We start from the raw sequence: 23,302 nt of genomic DNA, 5'->3' as shown, positions 1-23,302 counted from the left end.
CCCTTTGCCAGTTCCATCGGCAAAGGGCCCACAGCTGTCGAGGAACGCCCACCCTGCCCGGCGGCGGTGCCGCTGTGGCCGGGTGCTGTCGGTCCTCATGAACGTCGACCTGGCCCCGGAGAACCGAATATCCGCTGTCGGATCTCGTGAACGAAACCATCCGTGGCTTGTGCCTGCTGCGCGACCCAACGCGCCGCAAGTCAACTCGGACGACGAGTGCCGTACGGTTCCACAGGCGGCCGCACTACCTGCCGGAAGCACCAGCGGGACTGGCCTGTGCCAGTTCGCCCCAGCGGGCGATCTCCTTCTGGTGCGAGCCGTTCTGCGTAGCGTCTGTGACGGCAGCTGCCGCTGCCTCGTCTGGGTGGCCTCCTCGGGTCAGCAGGGTCAGAGGCCAAACGGGCTCGTGAGGTTGGCAGCCGTCGAAGGGGTGCCAGTTCCACGGGGCATCGAAGCGCCACGCACGTCCCGCGGCATCGGCCACCTCGTCTCCGGCGACAAGACAGGCGTAGGGGCGGAATACCAGATCGAAACTGATCGGGATGTCGTCGTCCGGGTCAATTTCGTTGCCCTGCTCCTCCGACTCGACATCGAGCGACTGGCCGGTGCGGAGAACCGCCACATGTCGGCGGGGACGGGGAAGACGCCCCGTCTCCCGCGGCGGATCGAAATGATCGACGGAGACTACGTGTACGAGGGTGGGCGGGATGCCGACGCGGCAGGTAGCGCCGATGGTCAACCGCTCGGCTGCCGGATCGGTGCGGAACAGTTCGCGCTCCCACCCGTGCGAAGCCGGATCACCAACGAGAGCCACCTCTCCGTTCCACTCGATCCAGTCGCAGTGCGGATCCACCGACCACCAGGGCCACTCGACCGTCACGTGCTCCCGCGACTTCCCCGTGACGCGCGCAGAGGTAAGGGGGCAGGAAATCCTGATGATGTCGCCCACCCGGAAATCCACTCGCAAAATCTGTCTCCCTCACCACGCAGTCCGTTGAGACAGTACAGCCGACGGCACCGCGAGAGGCATGTGGGATATCTGATGTCAATCCGCAGCCGGTGATCTGGACCCGTGCTGTTGCTCGCCGTTGATGGGTAACGTGCTTCGCACATGAGGGCAACGCGAGGGGCCGTAGCGTCCGGTGAGGTGACCGGCTGGCTGATGGGAAACACCATGCCGTCGAACAGCATCGTCGTGGGCACGCTCGGCAGAGCGATGGCAAAGTCTTGATGATCTTGTAGGTGTGCAGGTCAAGGACGTGCGGCAGGCGGGTCGCAGGTGAGGAGTGTCGCGAGCAGGGCCATCTCGGTGGGCGGGTCGATCACCGGCTGGATGAGGAGTTCGTCGACGCCGGCCTGTTCCAGGGTGGTGATGCGGGCGAGGAGGTCGTCGCGGGTGCCGACCAGGGCCAGGGTGTTCATCAGCGAGGGCAGAACCAGGTCCCGGTCCTGCGGTGCGATGCGTCCGAGGTAGTTGGGGTAGAGCTTGGTGTGCCGGTCCGGCGCGGTGGCGGTAGTGCCGCGCCGGTCGAGGAGCCGCCGCACCGCCTCGCGTTCCTCGGGGCCGAGTTGCTCGGCGAAGGCGGGTGTGTCGGCGGCGAAGGCCAGCAGCGACAGGACGAGGTGGCCCGTCGCGTCCCGGGCCGCGACGCCGTGGGGGTCCTCGTCCTCGCCCTCGTCGAGTAGGTGCAGCGAGGTGACCAGGTAGGAGTCCGCTCGGGATTCTGTGGGGGAGTCGGGGTCGGGGGGTGTGCCCTGGGCGGCGTGGCGGCGGGTGTGGTGCAGCGCGTGCCAGGCGGTGGGGTCCAGCAGGCCGAAGGAGATGAGGCCGGTGCCGAGGCGGCCGGCGACGGCGGCGGCTTTGGGTCCGAGCAGCGCGGCCACGGCGAACTCGATCGGGTCGGTGGTGTTCACGTGTGCCCCGGCGTGCAGGAACCGGATGTCGCGGACCCGATTGCCTTCCCGGTACTCGGTCGAGCGTCCGGCGCACAGGTCCTGCAGTGCGGCGGTGAAGTTCTCCAGCCTGGCCGCCGTGGTCGGCCGCATGCCCAGGGTGCGCCGGGCGGTGTTTCCGGTGCCGACTCCGCAGATGATCCGGCCCGGTGCCAGGGCGTTGAGGCTGGCGAGCCCGCTCGCGGCGGCCGGGGCCGAGCGCAGCGCCGGTGAGGTCACGCCGATGCCGAGCCTGATGCGGCTGGTGGCCTTCGCACACAGGCTCAAGGCGACGAAGGGGTCGCCGTGGACCATTGGGGTGTCGTTGACCCAGAAGCTGTGCAGGCCCAACTCCTCGGCCCGCACGGCGAGGTCCTCCACACCGGGCTGCGCGGCGACAACGACGCCTGCACGCATCAAAGCCTCCAAGGTGTGAGGATCGAATCGAACCTGCTCAGCATGGCAGGTCCCGGCGCAGGACCGTTGCGGAGTTGCGTGATCTCGTAGCCTCGCACGGCGGGGCGGCCGTACCTGATGCAACGAAACCCTGTTGATGCCGATGACCTTCCCAAGTCGTCTGCCTGCAACGGAGCTTCGGTGTGCCGTCAGCCTGCCATGCCGTGTCTCGTCGAGCCCCTGCCGCCGCACCGGGTGGCGGGCATGTCGCTGACGGAGCGGCTGGTCAGGTTGCCGGACCCGTACCGTGGGCGGGGAGTACGTCATCCGTTAGCGAGCTTGCGGTTTATCCAGTGCGGCGTGGTTTGGTGCCAGTCTTGTGGTGGGTGGGGCGGCGGTGGAGTTCGCCGGTGACCAGGAGCAGGCCGACGTCGTAGCGTTCGGCGGGGCGGCGGTTCTTCGAGCCGGGTGGGCGTCCGGGGCCGGGCCTGGAGGGTTTCGGCACTCCGGCTGGGGTTGAGATCTTGGCACGCAGGTGTCGGAACCCGCGCCGGACCCGGGCGGGCGTGAGCCTGTTCGAGGGGACGGGCCGTTCCCAGGGACGTCGCAGGTCAATGGCCAGGGGACGGGCGAGGCGGAGTTGGGTGTAGGCGGCGACGATCAGCCAGGTCCAGTTGTCCGCGGCTTCGGGGGCGCGCAGTTTCGGGGCGGTCCAGCCCAGGGTCTGCTTGATCATTCTGAAGAAGTGCTCGATGTCGAATCTTCTGAGGAACGCCTGCCAGGCCAGGTCCGTCTCCGCAGGGGTGGCTGTGGGCCGTGACCACCACAGCCACAGGGGCTTGGGGTTGCTGCCGCTGGGCAGGTGGTCGACCTGGAGGCGGATCACGGTGCCCTCGATGACGGGGAGCCTGCCGGGGTGGTCCCGCCAGGCGGCCCGCTGTTGCAGTTCGGGGTGGAGCCGGTCCCAGCTCTGGGCGTGGGCGGTGCCGTAGCGGGTGGTGACGGTCTTCGTCTCCGCGTCGGGGGCGCCCCAGGTCCTGGCGTCCTTGAAGATGAACTCGCCGCCGTGCCGGGGCGGGTGACCACCGCGGGGATGGGCCCGGTAGTACTCCTCGCGGGAGGGTGCCGGGCGGCGCATGACCCGGTCCGAGCGCAGGCGCCCGAGGAGTTCGACGGGCAGGTCGGACAGCAGCCAGGCCAGACGCATCACGTCGTAGCCGGCGTCAAGCACGATCCAGATGGGCGGGTCACCCTCGTTCCACTGACCCGCCGTGATCAGGCGCTCGACCAGGTCCCGCACCTGGGCGGCGGTCACGGCGGCGAGGTCATCGCCCGGCCTCAGCCGTACGGCGTCCAGGGGCGCGGCCCACGAGGAACGGCCCGTCTCCAGCGCGACGATCCACGAGCAGGGCCAGCCCGGAATCATCAGGTGCTTGTTCTCGCCCCGGCCGTAGGTGTGACAGAACGAGCGGGCGTCGCTGGTGGCAGCGTCGGGCCGCAGCCACGGCGAGACGTCCACGGCCAGGACCAGACGGCCGCCCGCGGCAGCGGCACCGAGGCCAGCACCCGCCGCAGCCGGGCGACCTCGACACGGCCCCGGTTGAGACCGCCGTACAACGCGCCGTGCCCGCGCCGGTGTTCGGGCGCGAGAGCCAGTCCGACCAGTGTCTTCACCGGCCCGTCCGTGCACAGCAGGGCGTCCGTCAGCTCGAACAGCGCATCCGCGCGACCGGTCAAGGAGTCGTAGAAGTCCGCCCGGAAGCATGACAGTTGCCCGATGGCGTCCTGCGGGACACCCACGCACGACAGACTCATCCTCACGGCCTTCCTGCTGAACGGTGTATCTGTGACGGAGCACAGCATCAGCGGAAGGCCGTTCCCACGTGCCCTGATCTGGGCAAACCCCACTCACGTGTGAAGCACGTTCGAAGCCGGAGGATAAACCACAAGGCGAGAGCTTGTGTCTGAACTCCGGCCGGATCAGCACGCGCAGTCTGGTGCGTGCGGTCGCAAGGCGCCGGGAGGTTCCCCTAGGGGCCGATCCCGCCGAGATGTTCCGGCCGGTACGCCGGACTGCCCTGTGACCAGGCTCAGAAGGCTCCGGAGTGATGGCCGGTGTGGCATCTGCGGACGTCCGTGGGACGGGTGCGCCCCTGCCGCTCGGGAGCGATCTTCAGGGAAGCAGCAGGGCCGGCTCCTACCGGGGGACCCCACTGCCGTGGTGAGGACTCGCAGACCGTGCGGGCCTCGGTCAACGCGCCGAAGGAGACGCCCGGACTGGATCCGGGCAAAAAAGCACAGGGCGGAAAAGAGGCATCGCCACCGACGTCATCGGCCTGGTCATCGCCGTGTTCGTGGTCGCGGCGAGCGTGCACGACAACTCCATCGGCATCGCCTTGCTGGACAAGGTCACTGCGACCGCGCCGACGGTGACGAAGGCGTGGGTGGACGCCGGGTTCAAGGAGGCCGTCGTGGAGCATGGTGCCCGCCTCGGCATCGACGTCGAGATCGTCCAACGCGAGCCCGGGACACGCGGGTTCACTCCGCAGCCCAAGCGGTGGGTGGTCGAGCAGACTCTCGGCACCCTCATGCTGCACAGACGCCTCGTGCGTGACTACGAGACCAGAACGGCCAGCGCGGTGGCCTGGATCCACTGGTCCATGACCGACGTCATGCTCCGCCGTCTCACCCGCACCACCACTCCGACCTGGCGCGACCCACCCGCCGGGCCCCCTCCACCTCTTCCCAGCGGAAGCGCGGATGAAGGAACTCCTGGGCAAGATCGAGGCCCGGCAGCAGCTGGTCCGCGAGACAGCCGCACAGCTGCGTGAGCAGACAGCCCTCCTCACTGAGTAGCTCGCCGCCACCGAACGCACCCTGGAACGCCTGGACATCACCCGCGCGACAATGCTGGAACTGGCCGCCGAGGACGGCATCGAGCCGCCCGAGCCGCTGCCGCCCGGCTACCGCGAGGTCCTCTCCGCCTTCGAACAGGCCGGGCACGGGCTCCGCGCGAAAGAGGTCTGCGAGATGCTCGGCATCGGCACCGAACCACGGCACACCGAGAGCGTCCGAGCCAAACTGAAACGCCTGGTCGACCGAGACATCCTCACCGAGCCCGAACCTGGCCTGTTCACCCTGTCCCGGCCGACGCCGTCCTCGCCAGGGACCGGGTCGGGCTGAGCACCGACACAGCCCTGAGTCTGCTCAGCACGAACGATGCTGTTGGCGATCTTGCTTCGGTCTGCCGAGGCCCCTGTGCGCCCGGATGATGAGGATCCGGCGGTCCCCCCGGGGGCCTACCTGGCGGGACCGCCGGTGTACGGCAGGGTCAGGACCGTGTCTCGGTCGTCGGCGGCTGGCTCCTGACATCGAAGAAGCCCTCGACGGGCTTCATCGTCCCCGCGATCGGGCTGAAGCTCATGTCCTGGTCCTTGTTGACGAGATCCGGGTCGACAGGCACGACGTAGAACCCATTGGTGGGGACGTGAGCCACGAGGCTGATGCTGTGGCGCCCTTCCCCGGCGCGAGCGTGGACGGCAGGCACGGCGATCGCTGCGGTTTTGGGGGCCACCAGGGCGTAGGCGCGGGCGAGTTCTGTGAGCGCGGTGGCTGTCTGTCCTGGGGATTCGGCGACGAGCTGGGCTTTCCGGCCGATGGCGTCCAGCAGCCTGTCGCGGGCATCAGCGGCAGACAGTTGCGTCTGTGAGGTGCGGGACAAGGCGCCTTCGAGGCCCCCTTTATCGGCCGGCACAACGAGCACGGCGACGTCCGCCTGCGACGTGCCGGTGATCATGTTCCTGCTCGCCGGTGCAGCCGGCCCCGCGGCGGACTCGGCATTGACCGAGCGGGGTTTGTCGCCCAGTGCCTGCCAGAAGTTACCGAGGCTGTTGAGGGCCGCGGGTTCAATCACGCGGGTGTAGGCGCGGGCGAGTTCCACCAACTCCGCCGATGCCTGCCCTGCGGACTTGTCCGCCACCCGCTGGGCCTCGGCGCCGATGGCCTCCAGCAGCTTGTCGGCGGCGTCCGTGGCGGATCCTGCGCAGCTGCGGCGGATTGCGGACTCGAGACGGTTCTGGAACGCCCCCAGATTCGACCGCTGGTCTGTGACGGACCTGATCGCGACGTCGATCTTCGCGATGGACGAGTGGGCGTCGATCGCCGTCATGACGTTCACCGGACCCGCCACGGCAGCCCCGCCCTGAGCTCCGGCACCGCCCTGCTGATTGGTCGGGGTAGCTGCGCCCTGATCGGCAGGTTCGGCGGCCTCACCGGCGAAGAGGTGTTGGACATTGGCAGCGAAGATGTTCACCGCCAGCGCCTCATTGGTGTTCGCCCCCACGTGCACGCGCAGCGTCCTCATCCGGTTGAAGTCGGCCTGGTCGGCGACACGTGCGATCTCGTCGGTCAGCTGGTCGACCTCGATCTGGATCGCCGAGCGGTCCTCCTCGCTGTACGTGCCGTTCGCCGACTGGATCGACAGCACCCGCATCCGCTGAAGAACACTGGTCACTTCATTGAGCCATCCCTCAGTGGTCTGGATGAAGGCGATCGCGTCGGCTGCCCGGACGGCAACAGGCTGCCCGCTCGACTCTTCTTCCTTGCTGGTCACGAGTACCCCCTGAAGTCGGCGACTGCGCTCCGTCCACTCGCCGGAGCGTGCGTGCCAAGCGAAGCCGATCAGCTACAGAGAGCGATAGGGCAAAACCGGCCGCCCACCGGAGGTCTGACAAATATCCGACGCCGCAGGGGCCTGCATGTCCACCGTGAGGGTGAGGTCTGCCCAGGTCTCCGCGATCACCGCCCATGATCACCAGCATCCACGAACCGTCGCAGAACACCCACTTAGATGCTATGAGATTTGGCGTGCGCATCACTCCGGCGAACAAGATGGCATTCCTCTTCAGGCAACCAGGAAAGTATTCGGTTGCAATACGCCACCCCTTTTCATCAGGGCCGAAACTGGAACTTGCCCCAACATTGACAACCGACACGGGGCCGTGCGGCACGTGAGCGGAGTCAGGATGGGCAGACCGGGGCGGGGGATTGTCCCGGCAGGTACGTCGAGCGTTCCTGGCTGGTGAGGTCCCGGTGGACGGCACGGCAGATCTTGTCGACGGACTCGGCCAGCGTGGGCAGAGCAACATTCCACAGCCGCACTGACCGGTCGGTGCTGCCGGTGGCCAGGGTGTTTCCGTCGGGGCTGAATGCCACTGAGGTGACGGGACGGCTGTGGCCGGTGAGGGTGGTGCGGGTTTTGCCGGTGGCGACGTCCCACAACTCCACCGACCCGTTGTCGAGGCTGCTGGTGGCCAGGGTGAGCCCGTCCGGACTGAACACCACGGCAGAGCCGGCTCCGGCGAGCGTAGTGCGCGTCTCACCGCTCGCCACGTCCCACAACCGCACCGCCCGGTCCTCGTCGCCGCTGGCCAGGGTGCGCCCGTCCGAACTGAACGCCACCGAGGTCACGGGTTTCCGGTGGCCGGTGAGAGCGCGACGGGCCCTGCCGCTTGCCACGTCCCACAATTGCACCGACTGATCGGTGCTGCCGGTGGCCAGGGTGCGCCCGTCGGGGCTGAATGCCACTGAGGTCACGCTGTTGTCGTGGCCGGTGAGGGTGGTACGCGTCTTGCCGGTGGCCACGTCCCACAGCCGCACTGACCGGTCGGTGCTGCCGGTGGCCAGGGTGTTTCCGTCGGGGCTGAATGCCACTGAGGTGACGGGGCGACTGTGGCCGGTGAGAGCGGTGCGGGTTTTGCCGGTGGCTACGTCCCACAGTCGCACCGACTGATCGGTGCTGCCGGTGGCCAGGGTGCGCCCGTCGGGGCTGAACGCCACCGAGGTAACACTGCTGCCATGGCCGGTGAGGACGGTACGCGTCTTGCCGGTGGCTACGTCCCACAGTCGCACCGACTCTTCGTAACTGCCGGTGGCTACGGTCTCCCCGTCCGGACTGAACATCACCGAGGTCACGCTGTTGCCGTGGCCGGTCAACGTGGTGCGGGCTTTGCCGCTTGCCACGTCCCACAGTCGCACCGACTGGTCGTCGCTGCCGCTCACGAGGCTTCGCCCGTCCGGGCCGAACGCCACCGAAGTGACGCTGTTGTCGTGGCCGGTGAGAGCGGCGCGCATAGTGCCGGTGGACACGTCCCACAGGCGCACCGACCGATCGATGCTGCCGGTGGCCAGGGTGCGCCCGTCGGGGCTGAACGCCACCGAGGTAACACTGCTGCCATGGCCGGTGAGGACGGTACGCGTCTTGCCGGTGGCTACGTCCCACAACCGCACCGACTCGTCGTAACTGCCGGTGGCCAGGGTGCGCCCGTCGGGGCTGAATGCCACCGAGGTAACACTGCTGCCATGGCCGGTGAGGACGGTACGCGTCTTGCCGGTGGCCACATCCCACAACCGCACCGTCCGGCCCTCGTCGCCACTGGCCAGGGTGCGCCCGCCCGGACTGAACGCCACCGACGTGACATCGCCGGTGTTGCCCATGCGGTACTTGAGTGGGAGGTCGGCAGCGGCGTAGAGACTGGTGGCGGCCTCTGTCGTGTGACTGGTCCGATGTGCCTGGACCGCCAGCAGGGAAGCCAGGTCGGGGTCGCTGCCGAGGAGGGAGGCGGACTGCGCGGCGAGCTGTCGCGACAGGGCCACCTGCTGCGCGGCCACTGCCCGGTCGCGTTGCTGGTCACTGCGTCGGCTCTGCTGCCAGGCGAACACCCCTGCCGTCAAGGCGAAGGCGAGCAGCACGGACAGGGCCACGGTGAACCGGCGCAGCCGTCGGGTGGCGCGGGCGGCCGTGCGGTGTTCCTGGTCGCGGGTGGCGGTGCTGGCGGTAAGAAAGTCACGCTCCAGACTGGTGAGGTCATCGTGGTGGCTGTGAGGAAAGTATTCGTCAGTGGTGGCCAGACGGGTGCCGCGGTACAGGGCGCCGGGATCGTGGTCGAGCTCCTGCCAGATCTGGGCGGCCTCGGTGAGCCGCCGGTGGGCGCGCAGGCGTTCGCGGTCCTCTTCGATCCAGGCGCGCAGCCGGGGCCAGGAAGTGATGAGTGCTTCGTGGGCGAGATCGACGATGCTGTCGTCGAGAGTGATCAGGCGGGCCTGGGCCAGGCGTTCGAGCACCAGCTCGGTGTCGGAGGGGTTGCCGAAGTCGAGTTCGGCGCGGCTGGTCGGCCTGCGGGTGTCGGGGGCGCCCTCACCGGGAGTGATCACACGCAGCAGGATGCGGCGAGCGAGCACAGCCTGCTCCTCATCGAGCCGGGCGTAGATGTCCTCGGCGGTCCGGGCAATCGCGCCATGGAATGCGCCGGCCGCCTCGTACGCCTCCATGGACAGCGTGCGGCCGTGGCGTCGGCGCCAGGTTTCCAGCAGGGCATGCGACAGCAGCGGCAATCCCCCGGGCTCCGAGCCCGTCTCCTCGATCAGACGGGCCGTCAGCGCCCTCTCCACGATCAGGCCCTGGGCAGTGGCCGGCTTGACGATCGCCTCGCGTAGTTCGGCCGGTGCCATGGGTCCAATGAGCAGGCTGGCTTCCTGGGCCGCCGCGGCCAGGACAGGGTGGGCCAGACAGCGGGCGAGGAAGTCCGCCCGCACGCCCAGCACCGCTCGCAGCGAGCTGTCCGGCTCCCGGACGGTCGCCAGGAGCTCCAAGAAACGGGCCCGTTGGTGGGGATCGGTGCACAGGGTGAACAGTTCCTCGAACTGATCCACCATCAGCCAGGTCTCCCCCGGCGCCGCGGCCGGGGCGAACAGCTTCTCGTGATCGTGCATCGGCCGAGGGCCGGGCGTGAAGACCCGGATGGCCGCCGGACGCAGGCCCGCGTCCACGGCGTTCTGTAACCGGGGGATGAGGCCGGCTCGCAGCAGGGAGGACTTCCCGCTGCCCGAGGGACCGAACACCATCACGCAGCGATGTGCGTGGGTCAGCGCGAAGAGGTCGCCGGTCAGCTGGGCGCGGCCGAAGAACCGGGCGCTGTCTCCGGGCTCGTAGCGGGCCAGGCCCCGGTACGGTGCCTCCGCCGACTCCTCATCGCCGACTGCGGGCTGGATGGTCTGCGCCTCGCGGGCCTGATGCCAGCGCCGCTCCCACACTTCAATGTTGCCGCCACACGCGGTCACGTACGCCAGCGCCACCGCAAGGGTCGGCAGTTTCTCCCCTCCCACCGCAGTCGCCAACGAGGCCGCCGAATATCCCGACTGCTGCGCCATCACCCGATACGTCGGCGCCCCCGCCTCTTGCCGCAACCTGCGCAACTCGACCGCGAATCGCTGCACCGGTCCCCCCGCCGGATCCAGCTCCTTCTCACGACGCCCCATCGTTGTTCTCCCCCGTCACTCACCACCGGCCACCCGAACACGATGCCGCAGTGGGGCAGAAGCCCTCTGCAAGCCAACTTCCCCGCTTCATGGACAGGACGCGGCTTTGTTCACGACCTGCTCCGGTGCCTCGCCGAACGCGGGGGCACCGTTGTGCAGTGTGGTCGTCGGCTGGATTTCGCCGACATCGACCAGTTCGGGCCGTGTCCCGCCAGTGGGAGGCGGACGCGGTCACCAGTTGGGGGCTGCGCGGGCTGTGGGATGGCAGCAGTGCATCGGAGCCCCGGCCGCCCGTCGCGCGGGTACCAGTAGGCGAAGTCCTGGTCGTCCCACAGCCCGTCCGGCCGGTCTCTCACCCACATCGCTGTCGTGCTGTTCGGGTTGCTCGCCCGTGCGATCTGCACGGTCAGAGCCGGAACTTGGTCACCAGAACGGAGACAGAGAGACAACGAACACCTCGGCAACCACATCGGCCTGCGGAACCGCCCGAGCGTGCCCGCTGATCACGCTGCCGCACCGGGAAACTCCAAGATCCCCGACAGAGTCAAGATCAGAAGCTGTTTCACATCTCTTTGTGCAGGTCACATGCATGATCGGTGACAGCGGTCCCGTTTGGCGTCGCTGGCCGGCCCTTCGAACGGCAGAGGGTCCTGGTGGTGATCGCCAGGGCCCTCTGTGCCCCGTGCTGGGCTCAGCAGACCGCGGTTCGGTCGTAACGCCCGCCAACGGTGTGGAAGTACTTGCCCTTGTTGACCGGGATGGTCTGGCAGGAGGTGTCCCGCCAAGAGTGAACGACGACCTTCACGCGCATCGGCTTGTCGCAGTAGTTGTACACGTAGCCGTGGATGCCCCCGTCAGGGATGTTGCTGACACCACTGCGATCGATGCACGCGGGTGCCGTACCGCCGGCGGCGACGGGCGCAGAAGCAGCCTGCGCCGGAACCGTAGCGCCCAGGACGCCTGCCAGCACAAGAGCGGCCGAGCCAGTGATGGCCTTGCCCTTCGTCATCAGCATGGTTGTTGTCCTCCCGTAGTGGTGGAGGCAGCGCGGGCCACCTCCTAGCTGCACATCGAGAGTGCGTGCCAGCCAACGTCAGTTGCCAGGGATGGCGTCAAGACGAGTCACTCGTGGGTCATCCCACTGGCTGACCTGCTGGGACAGCTCCGCGTAAGACGCGCGTGTGGGACATGAGACACCGTCCGCCCGCTGCGCCCGCGCTGACTGGCGATCGGCCCCGGTGACGACCAGCGGGGGGCCGCGCCCCTGGCCCTCGAAGCAAGCCGAGCGACGAGGGCCAGCGGTCTCCACCACATCTGCCTGGGTCAGCTGTCTGTCCGGCCTTCGGCTGGTGATGGTCAACTGCAGCTACATGCGGCTAGGTTGAAAGCTCTCGTTGATCATGCGCTGCGGGGTGCAGGCGCGCACCCTGGTGGACGCGCTCGCCGAGCGGGGCGGTCTCGCTGGGGGAGGAGGCCGGCACTCCGGCGAGCAGAGCGTGGCCATCCGCTTGCCGTCATTCTTCGGGTTCTCAATAGATCGCCGAGGAGTCCGGCAGCACCGTCATCAGCGGATCGTCCCCGTCGAACAGGCCCGGCGCCATCACCTTCCCGCACTCATCACAGTCGATCAGGCGCGGGAGCTCGTCGTCCTCATCGGCACCGAAATCGTCGTCGTCATCCGGGGCATCGGCAGACATGCCGGAGCACTATCCAACCCGCGAGATCGGCACCGGGATCGCAAACACGCGCCCCGGACCACCCTCTGGGCAACAGCCTTAATCGTCAGTGGAGTTCCAGGTCAGCCCCCATTCCGATCGTGTCGGTGTCCGTTCTGTCCTCTGCCCGAGGACGCGGGTCGGCACACCGTGAAGTGCCCGGCAGTTGTCTGTGATCCGTCGATCCCCGGACCCGGGCCGGCTTCCGCCTTGCAGGCCGCTGGAGCCGCACCGCCGTCCGACGCGGCTCCAGTTCGTTCTCGCGGCAGGTTCGAGACGGGGTACGCCCGCACCCCGGTGCCGCGGAGGACGTATCGCGCGAGGAGATGGCGAGGGGGAGCCTCTCTCCGCGCGCCCGCGGCGGCCGCCGTTCTCGGACGCGACTGAGGAATCCGGGGGCCCAGCTTCCCACTCCACGCCACTCGGCGATGCCGATACGGGCTGGTGCGGGCCCAACGATCAACGAGGACCAAGATCAGGGGCTTGCGAACAACCACCGAGGGTGACCGGGCGCGATGTCGGTTGCGCGGATGCGGGACCGATGGGTGGTGATGTCTGCGCGGACGCCGAAGTAGGCCTGGGCGCTCGTGGTGCAGGTGAGGGTGTTCGGGGGCCGGTTGTTTCGGGACCGCGTCAGGGGCAGCTCACCACCTGCGCGGCGAAGGTGAGTCCGGCGCCGAAGCCGAGCAGCAGCACCGGATCGCCGCGGCGCAGCAGGTCGCGTTCGACCATGTCGAGCAGGGCGAGCGGGACGGACGCCGCCGAGGTGTTGCCCGTCCGTACGATGTCGCGGGCGACCCGCTGCGCCGGTATGCCGAGCCGGGCGGCCACGGTGTCCACGATGCGGGCGTTGGCCTGGTGCGGTACGAATCCCGCGAGTTCGTTCGGGGTGACTCCGGCGCGGGCGCAGGCTTCCCGTGCCACGCCTTCGAGTTCGGTGACGGCCCACCGGAACACCGCGGGCCCGGCCATCTCGATGGTCCCGGTGCCGGCCGGTATCCGGATCAGATGGCTGCGGCTGCCGTCGCTGCCCCAGACCACGGGCCAGATGCCGCGGCGCGGGGCCGGGCCGACGATGGCCGCACCGGCGCCGTCCGCGAAGATGACCGAGGTGGCCCGGTCGGCGGGGTCGGTCCAGTCCGACATCCGTTCGGCGCCGATCACCACGACCGCCTGCGCGGTCCCGGCCCGTACTGTCGCGTCGGCGACCGCGAGGGCGTAACAGAAGCCCGCACAGGCGGAGTTGACGTCGAGTGCGGCGGCTCGCACCCCCAGGAGGTGCGCCACCTCGGCTGCCCCATTGGGCATCGGGGTGGGCATCGAGCAGGTGGCCAGCAGCACCAGGTCGATCTGGGAGGGGGCCAGGCCCGCCGTGGAGAGCGCCTTGCCCGCCGCCTCGGCCGCCATGACCACGACGGTCTCCTCCTCGCCGGCCCGCCTGCGTTCATGGATGCCGACCCGGGAGCGGATCCAGGCGTCGGTGACATGCCCGCGTCCGGCCAGTTCGGCGTTGGTGACCACCCTGCCCGGCCGGTAGCCGCCGATGCCGAGCAGGGCGGTCTGCGGCTGGCCGCTCATCGGCCCCTCCGGCTGTTCATCGATCATGCCTCCTGCCCGGACCGGTTGAGCGCCAGTGGCAGGAACCGCCGCAGCACCGTCCGCAGCAGCGGGTTGCGGTGGGTGACGGCGTGTTCCAGCGGTACCAGGTGGCAGCCCATCCGGAGCTTGGGGGTGTAGGTCGTCTGGGTGAGGTTTACGGTGGTGCACCCGGCGGCGAGTGCTTCCTCGATGCACCGGTAGTGCGCGACGTGGTACAGCCGAAGGTCGTTGGCACAGCCGTAGTCCAGGCCGATCCGCAGGGCCACCGACCCGCCCGTCCCGATCAGGCAGACCAGAAATCCGACGAGTTGGTCCCGCTGCCGCAGCAGTACGGCCTTGGCGGCGATGCCGGGGTCCTCGGACAGCGCGGTCAGGAACTGCGCGGTCCACACGTCCAGCCGGGTCTCCGCGCGGTCGAGCACCGCGTGGTAGAGCGGCAGCATCTCCGGGACCAGATCGGCGAACCGGTCCCGTACCTCGACGCTGGTGTCCGCCTGACGGGCGAACTTGCGCCGGTTGGCCCGGATGCTGTGCCGGGCGTTCCCGGACAGCGTGGCGACATGCCCGTCGAACGTCGGGGCCCGCGCCTCCAGGACCGCGTCCGGCAGCCCCGGCGCGCAGAAGAATCCGTGCCGGGTCAGCTCGGGGCGCAGCCAGTCCAGGTCGGCCCGGACGAAGTCCTTGAGCACCGTCCACCGCGCGCCGTGCCGACGGGCCAGCGCGCCGACCGCCTCGATCAGCAGGCCCGCCGCCGCGGGGCCGGGACTGGGGCCGTCGGCACGCAACACCCGCCCGGCACTCAGGAGATGACCACACATCAGCGCCTTGATCCGCGGCGGGCGGCGCAGGATCCACCGGATGGGGCGCAGCGCCCGCCGCCCCTCCTTGCCCACGATGTCCTCCAGGGGCAGCGCGCCGAACACGCAGTAGGGCAGGATCGCCGCGATCCGTTCGCCGGTGCGCAGCAGCAGATAGCCGTACGCGTCCGGGCCCAGGCCGCCGCGCTCCATCGCGAGGAAGAACGCCCGGCCGTAGGTCGGATCTCCGGGCGGCGCCAGGTGGCGCCACGCCTCCTCGGGGATGTCGGCGGCACTGTCACGGATCTCGACGCTCAGCGGGGTGCGGGGCAGGGCCGCCGAAGCGGCCGTGAGCCCGGTCGCCCCCCGGTCAGCCACGGCCGCCGCCGGGGACTTCCAGGGGCCGTCCGCAGCGGTCCGTCAGGGTGGCGCGCGGCCCCAGGACGCCGCGCAGAATGGCCATCACGGTGTCCGTCAGGGCACGGGCGGCGACCGGTTCGAGGACGTCGGCCATACCCGGCACGCCGAGGTCGAAGCAGGCGTCGAACAGGATGCTGCACCCGGTGCCGTACTCCCGCAGCCGCCACCGGCCCTCGAACCGCGGCAGATCGCCGTCGAGCAGTTCGAAGTCGATGCGGTGGCGGGCTGGGTCGATCAGGTCGCGCTCCCGCCACTTGAGGATGCCGCCCGCGAAGTCGACGCACCACGAGGAGCGGTGCTCGCCGTCGGGGCCGACCTCGACGGATACGGCGTGTACGGCGTCGGTGTACTGCGGATAGCGGGCGAAGTCGGTGAGGGCGCGGAAGACCGCGCCGGTGGTGGTGTCGGGGACATGGCCGTTGACATGGACGTCGTGCACGTGGACTCCAGGAAGGGGAACGGTGGAAGAGGGCGGTCCGGGGTCAGGCGAGCGTGGCCGCGGTCCGCCGCAGTGCCCCCAGCAGCCAGTCGGCTTCGTCGGGCGCGAGGATCGCCGGCGGGGTGAGCCGGATGACGGTGCTGGAGTTGAGCGTGTAGGAGGTCAGCACCCGCTCCCGCAGCATCCGGGCGAGGAAGGTGCCGGCGTGCCGGGCGGTGGCGAACTCGATCCCGATGAGCAGTCCGCGCCCACGTACCGCCCGTACGGTCTCCGGTCCCGCCGCGCCGAGCGCCTGGCGGACCTGTGGCAGCAGCCGGTCGCCGAGGTGCCGGGCGCGGTCGACCAGGCCGTCCCGCCGCAGCACCTCGATGGTCGTCGCCGCGGCGGCGGCCGCGAGGGGGTTGCCGCCGTAGGTGGAGGAGTGCAACAGCGGGTCGCGGTTGAGGGCTTCGAAGGTCTCGGCGGTGGCCAGGGTCGCGGCGACCGGGACCACCCCACCACTGAGGATCTTCCCCGCGGTGAGAATGTCCGGGCGGACCCCCTCGTTGTCACATCCCCACCACGAACCCAGCCGCCCCAGCCCCGTCTGGATCTCATCGGCGATCAGCAGCGCGCCGAACTCGTCGCACAGGGCGCGTACGCCCATGAGATGACCGGCAGGTGGAATCCGCACCCCGCCCTCGGCCTGTACGGGTTCGAGCAGCACACAGGCGGGGGCGGGGTCACGGGCCAGCTCGAAACGGAGGGCGCCGAGGTTGCCGTACGGGACGAACTGCACGCCGGGCAGCAGCGGTTCGAGCCCGGTGCGGTAGCGGGCGCGGCCGGTCACACTGACCGCGCCCAGAGTCTTGCCGTGGAAGCCGCCCTCGGCCGCGATGACCCGGCGCCGCCCGTTGACCCGCGCCAGCTTGAGCGCCAACTCCACTGCTTCTGCGCCGGAGTTGGTGAAGAACGCATACTCCAGTCCGGCCGGTGCGACCTCGGTCAGTGCTCGGGCTGCCCGTACGAGGGTCGGTTCGAGCAGCGCCCGGGTCGGCAGCGGGTGGACCTCCAGCTGCGCGGCGACGGCCCGAACGACATCCGGATGTCGGTGGCCGAGCAGGAAGACGCCGTAGCCGCCGCAGTCAAGGTAGGAACGGCCGTGCTCGTCGTGGACCAGCGCCCCTGTCGAGCGGACTTCCATCGGCAGCCCCAGCAGGGTCGCTACCTGTGCGAAGCCGCGGTTGACATGGGCGCGGTGCTGGCCGAGGACGGCGGCGCGGCCGGCGTCTTCGGTGTCGGCCATCCCTGTCGTATCGGCCGTGTCCGCCGTACCAGCTGTGCCCGTCGTGCGCCTCATGCGCGGACCGCAACGGGCCGGCGCACCAGCCGCGTTGTCCCGGCCCAGCTCCGCATCGACTGCCGGAGCGTGTGACGCTGGTCGGGCAGCTCCGGCAGATCGCTGAGGAAGGGGCGGCGGACGGCCATGTACGCGGACAGCTGCTCGACCAGGCCGACCAGCGCCAGCCGCGCCGGGGTCGGCATGGCCTTGAGGAACACCGGCAGGATGAGCCGTTCATACAGCTCGGGCTCCACGAACCGTACCGGCGGCACGGGCCGCCCCAACTCCCCGCTCAGCGCGACCACTTCGGAGACCGTCTCGCCGAGGGTCAGCGCTCGCGTCCCGGCGGTCAGCCACAGTTCCCCGCAGCCGGTCCGTCCTCCCTCGTGGAGCAGGCCGACCACGGCCTCGGCCACCACGTCCTGCGGTACGAAGTCCAGCAGCCACGCCGGGTCGAGCGGGGCGAGCGGGAACAGCCCCCGCATCACCGCGCCCAGCGCCTTGTGGAAGCCCTGGTACCGGGCGATGCGCCCGGTGCGGGAGTCCCCGACCACGATCGAGGGGCGCACGATCGTCGCCGGCAGTCCGGCCGTCCGCACCAGGTCCTCGGCGTCTGCCTTGGACTGTGCGTAGGCCAGGGCCGGGGAGTTGGCGGCGTCCCCGGTCGCGAAGAACGCGGTGCTGATGTGGATCAGTCGGGCGCCGGCCTCGGCGGCGAGGTCGAGTATCCGGCCGGTGCCCACGATGTTGGTGTCCCGCAGCTGTGCCATGGCGCCGAAGTTGGTGGCGGCCGCGGCATGTACGACAACGTCCACGGCCGCCGTCAAGTCCTCGTACTCGGCGTGGGTCAGCCCGAGGCGCGGCGCGCGGATGTCACCGCGCAGGGTGCTCACGTCGGGGTGGTCCACCCCCGCCGCATGCGTGAGACAGATGACTCGGTGCCCGGCGAGCTTCGGCAGCAGGGCGCTGCCGACGACTCCGGAGCCACCGGTGACGAGTACGGTTGGCGTTCGGCGTGCGGGATGGCGGCCGGATAGCCGCGTTTTTACGCCGCTGACAGCATGCATCCAGATCCCCCTGTAGGTACGGCAGTAGATGGTTCGCGCGGCGGTATGTTCCGTCTGCGCGCGGTACACCCAGCGATCAGATGTCACCGTTCGACTGCTGGATGTAATACGCCGACCATTTCCGCTTGATGCGCAGCGCGAAGCGGTTCAGACCGTCCGCGACCGAACCCATCGGACGCCGGAAGTCGACCATCACGATCACCCGCTGGCCGTCGCTCTCGTTGTAGACCTCGTGCTCGAAGGTGTCGTCGATCAGAATCGGCTCGCGCTCTTTCCAGGTGTGCAGATCCTTGTCGACCCGGATGGTCGGCGGCCGGTTCTTGGGCACCACCAGCGGCAGGTGGTAGCGGAGAATTCCCGCGTACGGGCCCTCATGCGCCTTCAGCGCCACCCCCGGATCGAGAATCGCGACCATCGCGTTGACGACGGTCGGCGTGCGCTCCGCGAAGTCGATGAGCGTCGGGCAGTGTGTTCGCGACGCCGGATTGGCCTCGCCCAGCGCGTACGCGTAGAAGATCCGCCAGGCTTCCGAGACGTCCGGCGCCCGCACCGGGTCGACGTCGCCGTACCGGCGGATACTCCGCTCCCTGACGAGCGCCGACACCTCGGACTTGATCTTGTCGAACCGCTCGTCGAGCTGCGCGGCCTCCGGGAACAGCGGATAGGGCGAGGTGATCCGGAACCGATTGTTCCCGCCGCTCTTCCGTAGAAAATAACTGTTGAGTGCCTTCCGCATGCCGGGCTGATTGACGCTCCATGACCCCTTCGTCACGTTCCCTCCAGTTTCCTGCCGTGGCCTGATCGCATACGAGGCAGAATGCCGCCCCCGGGCGACCGCCACTACGGGGGAAACCCTGGGGTCTCCTGCCGGGCAAACCACAACCCCGCATTCCGGAAGCCGGACCGCACCCCGCCGTCCGGACCGCCACAGGACGGTGACCACGGCCAACACCGCGACTCGACGGCAGGACAACCGATGTGCGGAACCAGGCAGAGGCCAGCACCGGCGGACAGGGAGGTCCGCGACGGTAAAGCAACGCTGGTCTGGCGCGGGCGCACTCAACCAGCCTCAGCCAGTGAGAAGCCATCCGCTTTCCGAAAGCGATCGGCTGGTTTCTGCTGGTCAGGCGTGAATTCGGTTCGTGTGTCGGCGAGTCCGATCGGTGTGTGGTCGTGTCGCTCTTGGAGGTGGCAGCTCGTCGACGGTGAAGCCGGCCTCGTTGAGCCAGGCAATCATCTGGCTGTGCCGGCGACGATGGACGCGGACCTTCATCGGGTGGCCGCCATAGCCCTCCGCCTTCGCCCCATCGCCGAGGTCGGGGTCCGTCATGGAGCCGAGTCCGAACCGCAGACGGGGGTGGTCACGCCGGGCCACCTCGATCATCCCGGGCGATGGGTCGATCCCGAACGATCAGCTGTCCGTGTTCGGTTCGCTTTCCACGCCCGCAGGCTGCTCATCAACTTGAACGAGATGACCTCTGAGGCGCCGGCTGCCCGGCCGGTCGACACCGGCTACGCACGAGTCGCACCGTTGACGCTCTCCCTGGCCGGGCCACCGCCTCGGCGGCTTCGCCCGCCGGGCGCGGCCCGCGCCTCAGGAGGCCGGCTTGTACGCGTACACCGCCGTCTTGGCGCCGCAGGGACTCGGCGGCGACACCGGGAAGCGCGGATGCGGCGGGCGCTGTCGTAGTCGATGCCCTCCGCCTCGAACTCGCCGACGCACTGGCTGCGTTGGGCACCGGGAACAGGCTCGTGACGTGCCCGGTGACGGGTTTCCCGTCCAGCTTTCGAGCCAGGTCGACCTGGAGGACGGGCCGGTCCCCGGCCGCACCTGGACGTCGGCTTCAGCCCGCTGCGCGGCGACGGACCAGCAGGCACGGACGGCTACGGACAGGCGGCCCGACCACCCATGCCAGGAGAGCCACGATGAACGACTTCCCGTCCGACGACCGGGGCCCGTCGGGGACGGCGCCGTCCGCCTCGCCGAGCGGACCGTGCCCCCGGCGGGAGGAAGCTTCGCCCGGCAGTGCGGGCGCGGCAGAGGGCGCGCCCGAGGGGGCGGCGCGCTTGATGGGGGCGAGGTGGCCGAGGACATCGAGGATTCCGGTGACTGGCAGCCGAGAACGCCGACCTGCGCCGTGCCGGCGATCGCAAGGGCCGCGAGGAGGGTCGATCGGTTACGGCGGTCCGCGGCTCGGGGCTTTCCGCCGAAGGTCCTGAGGGGCATGCCTGCAGTCAAGGCCGCGGCATGTTGCTGTCCCGTATGCGGTTTTCGATACGACGAGGATATGTCCGGGCTCGTAGCCTCGGAGTATGCGTGTGTTGATCGTCGAAGACGAGCCCTATATGGCGCAGGCCATCTGCGATGGCCTGCGCCTGGAAGCCATCGCGGCGGACATCGCGGGTGACGGCGACACCGCGCTGGAGCTGCTGAGCATCAATACGTACGACATCGCCGTCCTCGACCGGGACATTCCCGGGCCCAGCGGTGACGAGGTCGCCAAGAGCATCGTCGCCTCCGGCAGCGGCATGCCGATCCTCATGCTCACCGCCGCCGACCGCCTCGACGACAAGGCCACCGGGTTCGAACTCGGCGCCGATGACTACCTCACGAAGCCGTTCGCACTGCAAGAACTCGTCCTCAGGCTCAGGGCACTCGACCGCAGGCGTGCGCACAGCAGGCCTCCCGTGCGGGAGATCGCGGGGCTGCGGCTTGATCCGTTCCGCCGGGAGGTCCACCGCGACGGCCGCTATGTCGCGCTGACCAGGAAGCAGTTCGCCGTACTCGAAGTCCTCGTCGCCGCCGAAGGCGGTGTCGTCAGCGCCGAGGAGCTGCTGGAGCGGGCCTGGGACGAGAACGCCGACCCGTTCACCAACGCCGTGCGGATCACCGTCTCGGCTCTGCGCAAGCGTCTCGGCGAACCCTGGATCATCGCCACCGTGCCGGGCGTCGGCTACCGCATCGACACGGCGCCCGGCACCGAACGCGAGGGGCAGATCCGTGGATAGGCATCCTGGTGTGAGCGTTCGCGTCAAGCTCACCCTCAGTTACGCCGGATTCCTCATGCTGGCAGGCGCCCTGCTGATGGCGGCCGTGTGGGTGTTCCTCCTGGCCTACGTCCCCGAACAGGCGAAGCTCTACAACGCCGAGGACAAAGACAAGCTCGGCGCTGTTTTCCCCGTCCGGTCCGCCCTTCTGGACGTATTCGCTCCAAGGGCGGCCGCGGTACTGGCGTTCCTGCTGGTGTTCGGCCTCGTGGGAGGGTGGATCCTCGCCGGCCGCATGCTCGCTCCGCTGACCCGCATCACGGACGCCACCCGCATGGCCACCAGCGGATCGCTCTCCCACCGCATCCGGCTGCCGGGCCGCGGGGACGAGTTCCGTGAACTCGCCGATGCCTTCGACGCCATGCTGGAGCGGCTCGAAGCGCACGTCGCCGAGCAGCAGAGGTTCGCCGCCAACGCCTCGCACGAACTGCGCACACCGCTGGCGACCACGCAAGCCCTTCTTGACGTGGCCCGCAGCGATCCGCACCGCGACATCGACGAGCTCGTCGAGCGCCTCCGCATCGTCAACACCCGGGCGATCGACCTCACCGAGGCGCTGCTCGTGCTCAGCCGCGCCGACAAGCAGGCCTTCACCCGGGAGCCCGTCGACCTGTCCCTGCTCATGGAAGAGGCCGCCGAGACGCTGCTCCCGCTCGCCGAGAAGCGCGGGGTCGCCATCGACACCTCCGGTGACATCGCCACGGCTTCCGGGTCGCCGGCGCTGCTGCTGCAGATGACGACGAACCTCGTGCACAACGCCATCGTGCACAACCTGCCCGAACGCGGTTCCGTGTGGGTCCGCACCGGTGTCCGCTCCGGGAGCGCGGTACTCACTGTCGAGAACAGCGGCGAGAAGCTCTCTCGGCAGGTGGTCTCGACCCTCACCGAACCGTTCCAGCGCGGCACCGAACGCATCCACAACGACCACGCCGGGGTCGGCCTCGGCCTGGCCATCGTCCAGCGGATCGTCCACGTGCACGGCGGATCCCTCACTCTCACCCCGCGCGCCGACGGCGGCCTGCGTATCGCCGTTCAACTGCCCGCCTCAGCCTTGTATTCAGCCAAGTAGTTCAGGAACTTGATCAGTGAGTGAAGTAAGAGAAGGCGTCGTGGGCGCGCGGCAGCAGGTCGAAGCGGAGGGACGCGCCGAGACCGTCGCAACCACCGAACCCGTCGAGAGCACCGGGAAGCGCTCGGTCATCCAACGGGCGATCGGCAGCCTGTCCCAGCCGGGGCCGTGGAAGCGCGGCCGGGTGCTCACGGCGCTGGCGCTGCTGCTCGGCCTGCTCCTGCTGCTGCACGCGCAGATCCCGAACCGGTTCGGGAACATCGGCAGCCTGGTGGAGACCTTCCTGCCATGGTTCGGCGTGTTCATACCGGTGCTCCTCGCCGGGGCGCTGTGGCGCCGGTCCGCCTCCTCGGTGGTCGCGCTGCTGCTGTCGGTCGTGACGTGGGTGAGCCTCTTCGGCGGGCTGCTCACCGACAAGTCGCACCCGGGCGGCGACCTCACCGTGGTCAGCCACAACGTCGACGCCGACAACCCCGACCCCGTCGGCACCGCCCGCGACCTGGCCGGCTCCGGTGCAGACCTGCTGGCCCTGGAGGAGCTCTCCGCGCAGGCGAGGCCGGTGTACGAGAAGGAGCTGGCGCAGGCGTACCCGTACCACTCGGTGCAGGGAACCGTCGGGCTGTGGAGCAGGCTGCCGCTGTCGGACATCCGGCCGGTCGACACCGCGCAGGACGTCGGCCCGCTGGGCGACTCCAAGCCGGCCGCCCTCAAGCTGGCCGACAACCGGGCGCTGCGTGCCACGGTGGCCACCGGCCACGGGCCGCTGGCCGTGTATGTGGCCCATCTGGGATCGGTACGCGTGCATCCCAGGGGAGGCTTCGGGACGGAGACCCGGAACAGGAACGCCGAGGCGCTTGCCGAGGCCGTCGCCGCCGAGCAGAACAAGCGGATGGTGCTGCTCGGCGACATGAACGGCACCACGGACGACCGTGCGCTCGACGGCGTCACCTCACAGCTGCACTCGGCCCAGGACAAGGCCGGGAACGGATTCGGCTTCAGCTGGCCGGCGAAGTTCCCGATGGTACGGATCGACCAGATCCTCACCCGGGGCGTGGAGGCGCAGAGCTCATGGGTGCTGCCGTCCACGGGGAGCGACCACCGGCCGGTGGCGGCCCGCGTCAGCTGGTGACCACATCGGTGACCACATCCTGGTGAGGCGCCGTACCGGAAAATCCGGAACATA

The 23,302-nt window shown here is 69.3% G+C and carries 17 protein-coding genes and 1 pseudogene; 5 read left to right on the top strand and 13 right to left on the bottom strand.

Translation table 11 applies throughout. The features are described 5' to 3' along the window. Positions 1 to 244: 244 nt before the first annotated feature. The 3 genes and pseudogenes from AC4IJH_RS32420 to AC4IJH_RS32410 all read right to left on the bottom strand — a co-directional run bounded on the left by AC4IJH_RS32420 (position 245) and on the right by AC4IJH_RS32410 (position 4,143). Positions 245 to 949 carry a hypothetical protein gene (locus AC4IJH_RS32420; RefSeq protein ID WP_490855503.1) on the bottom strand — a complete coding sequence of 235 codons (705 nt, stop codon included), beginning with the start codon at positions 947 to 949 and terminating at the stop codon, positions 245 to 247. A 302-nt stretch (positions 950 to 1,251) separates the two neighbouring features. Continuing rightward, positions 1,252 to 2,349 (bottom strand): LLM class flavin-dependent oxidoreductase, encoded by a 1,098-nt coding sequence (locus tag AC4IJH_RS32415; RefSeq protein ID WP_490855502.1) that lies wholly within the window; start codon positions 2,347 to 2,349, stop codon positions 1,252 to 1,254. A gap of 325 nt (positions 2,350 to 2,674) precedes the next feature. After that, positions 2,675 to 4,143 (bottom strand): annotated as a pseudogene (locus AC4IJH_RS32410) (NF041680 family putative transposase). Positions 4,144 to 4,643: 500 nt separating this feature from the next. Here AC4IJH_RS32410 and AC4IJH_RS32405 point away from each other — a divergent pair. Then, positions 4,644 to 5,159, top strand: coding sequence for a transposase family protein (locus tag AC4IJH_RS32405; protein ID WP_490855506.1), 516 nt, complete (start codon positions 4,644 to 4,646; stop codon positions 5,157 to 5,159). Between the two features lie 76 nt (positions 5,160 to 5,235). Further along, positions 5,236 to 5,511, top strand: coding sequence for a hypothetical protein (locus tag AC4IJH_RS32400; RefSeq protein ID WP_490855501.1), 276 nt, complete (start codon positions 5,236 to 5,238; stop codon positions 5,509 to 5,511). Positions 5,512 to 5,659: 148 nt separating this feature from the next. On the opposite strand, the gene AC4IJH_RS32395 is transcribed toward AC4IJH_RS32400, so the two are convergent. The 10 genes from AC4IJH_RS32395 to AC4IJH_RS32350 form a co-directional block, all read right to left on the bottom strand. Beyond that, the gene (locus AC4IJH_RS32395; RefSeq protein ID WP_490855500.1) at positions 5,660 to 6,940 is read right to left on the bottom strand and encodes a flagellin N-terminal helical domain-containing protein; all 1,281 of its coding nucleotides are present in this window, start codon (positions 6,938 to 6,940) and stop codon (positions 5,660 to 5,662) included. A 407-nt stretch (positions 6,941 to 7,347) separates the two neighbouring features. Beyond that, on the bottom strand, positions 7,348 to 10,644 hold the full coding sequence (locus AC4IJH_RS32390) for an nSTAND1 domain-containing NTPase (RefSeq protein WP_490855499.1): 3,297 nt from the start codon (positions 10,642 to 10,644) through the stop codon (positions 7,348 to 7,350). Between the two features lie 691 nt (positions 10,645 to 11,335). Next, positions 11,336 to 11,659 carry an alpha-amylase inhibitor gene (locus tag AC4IJH_RS32385; protein ID WP_490855498.1) on the bottom strand — a complete coding sequence of 108 codons (324 nt, stop codon included), beginning with the start codon at positions 11,657 to 11,659 and terminating at the stop codon, positions 11,336 to 11,338. Positions 11,660 to 12,173: 514 nt separating this feature from the next. Then, entirely contained in the window at positions 12,174 to 12,341 is a 168-nt protein-coding gene (locus AC4IJH_RS32380; RefSeq protein ID WP_490855497.1) for a hypothetical protein, read from the bottom strand. Positions 12,342 to 12,992: 651 nt separating this feature from the next. Beyond that, entirely contained in the window at positions 12,993 to 13,964 is a 972-nt protein-coding gene (locus AC4IJH_RS32375; RefSeq protein ID WP_490855496.1) for a beta-ketoacyl-ACP synthase III, read from the bottom strand. Beyond that, complete coding sequence (locus AC4IJH_RS32370) at positions 13,961 to 15,133, bottom strand: GNAT family N-acetyltransferase (RefSeq protein ID WP_490855495.1); 1,173 nt, start codon at positions 15,131 to 15,133, stop codon at positions 13,961 to 13,963. The genes AC4IJH_RS32375 and AC4IJH_RS32370 overlap by 4 nt, the downstream gene beginning before the upstream one ends. After that, a complete protein-coding gene (locus AC4IJH_RS32365) occupies positions 15,126 to 15,614 on the bottom strand; it encodes a type II toxin-antitoxin system RatA family toxin (RefSeq protein WP_490855494.1) in 489 nt (162 codons plus the stop codon). Before AC4IJH_RS32365 ends, AC4IJH_RS32370 begins: the two co-directional genes overlap by 8 nt. A gap of 43 nt (positions 15,615 to 15,657) precedes the next feature. Beyond that, the gene (locus AC4IJH_RS32360) at positions 15,658 to 16,899 is read right to left on the bottom strand and encodes an aspartate aminotransferase family protein (RefSeq protein WP_490855493.1); all 1,242 of its coding nucleotides are present in this window, start codon (positions 16,897 to 16,899) and stop codon (positions 15,658 to 15,660) included. Positions 16,900 to 16,949: 50 nt separating this feature from the next. Continuing rightward, positions 16,950 to 18,002 (bottom strand): SDR family oxidoreductase, encoded by a 1,053-nt coding sequence (locus AC4IJH_RS32355; protein WP_490855492.1) that lies wholly within the window; start codon positions 18,000 to 18,002, stop codon positions 16,950 to 16,952. Between the two features lie 76 nt (positions 18,003 to 18,078). Next, a complete protein-coding gene (locus tag AC4IJH_RS32350) occupies positions 18,079 to 18,774 on the bottom strand; it encodes an aspartyl/asparaginyl beta-hydroxylase domain-containing protein (RefSeq protein WP_490855491.1) in 696 nt (231 codons plus the stop codon). 1,541 nt (positions 18,775 to 20,315) lie between these two features. On the opposite strand from AC4IJH_RS32350, the gene AC4IJH_RS32345 reads away from it, so the two are divergent. The 3 genes from AC4IJH_RS32345 to AC4IJH_RS32335 all read left to right on the top strand — a co-directional run bounded on the left by AC4IJH_RS32345 (position 20,316) and on the right by AC4IJH_RS32335 (position 23,248). Then, the gene (locus tag AC4IJH_RS32345; protein ID WP_490855490.1) at positions 20,316 to 21,011 is read left to right on the top strand and encodes a response regulator transcription factor; all 696 of its coding nucleotides are present in this window, start codon (positions 20,316 to 20,318) and stop codon (positions 21,009 to 21,011) included. Next, on the top strand, positions 21,004 to 22,119 hold the full coding sequence (locus AC4IJH_RS32340) for a sensor histidine kinase (protein WP_490855489.1): 1,116 nt from the start codon (positions 21,004 to 21,006) through the stop codon (positions 22,117 to 22,119). The genes AC4IJH_RS32345 and AC4IJH_RS32340 overlap by 8 nt, the downstream gene beginning before the upstream one ends. 142 nt (positions 22,120 to 22,261) lie before the next feature. Continuing rightward, positions 22,262 to 23,248, top strand: coding sequence for an endonuclease/exonuclease/phosphatase family protein (locus tag AC4IJH_RS32335; RefSeq protein ID WP_490855505.1), 987 nt, complete (start codon positions 22,262 to 22,264; stop codon positions 23,246 to 23,248). Positions 23,249 to 23,302 lie beyond the last annotated feature (54 nt).

The organism is Streptomyces sp. UF-297 (assembly GCF_058245575.1).
This window is presented reverse-complemented; position numbering and strand designations above follow the sequence as displayed.

Coding starts and splice junctions, on each gene's coding strand:
- AC4IJH_RS32360 (WP_490855493.1), bottom strand. CDS start 16,899: ATGGCCGACACCGAAGACGCCGGCCGCGCCGCCGTCCTCGGCCAGCAC.
- AC4IJH_RS32345 (WP_490855490.1), top strand. CDS start 20,316: ATGCGTGTGTTGATCGTCGAAGACGAGCCCTATATGGCGCAGGCCATC.
- AC4IJH_RS32415 (WP_490855502.1), bottom strand. CDS start 2,349: ATGCGTGCAGGCGTCGTTGTCGCCGCGCAGCCCGGTGTGGAGGACCTC.
- AC4IJH_RS32375 (WP_490855496.1), bottom strand. CDS start 13,964: ATGATCGATGAACAGCCGGAGGGGCCGATGAGCGGCCAGCCGCAGACC.
- AC4IJH_RS32390 (WP_490855499.1), bottom strand. CDS start 10,644: ATGGGGCGTCGTGAGAAGGAGCTGGATCCGGCGGGGGGACCGGTGCAG.
- AC4IJH_RS32400 (WP_490855501.1), top strand. CDS start 5,236: ATGCTGGAACTGGCCGCCGAGGACGGCATCGAGCCGCCCGAGCCGCTG.
- AC4IJH_RS32385 (WP_490855498.1), bottom strand. CDS start 11,659: ATGCTGATGACGAAGGGCAAGGCCATCACTGGCTCGGCCGCTCTTGTG.
- AC4IJH_RS32380 (WP_490855497.1), bottom strand. CDS start 12,341: ATGTCTGCCGATGCCCCGGATGACGACGACGATTTCGGTGCCGATGAG.
- AC4IJH_RS32355 (WP_490855492.1), bottom strand. CDS start 18,002: ATGCATGCTGTCAGCGGCGTAAAAACGCGGCTATCCGGCCGCCATCCC.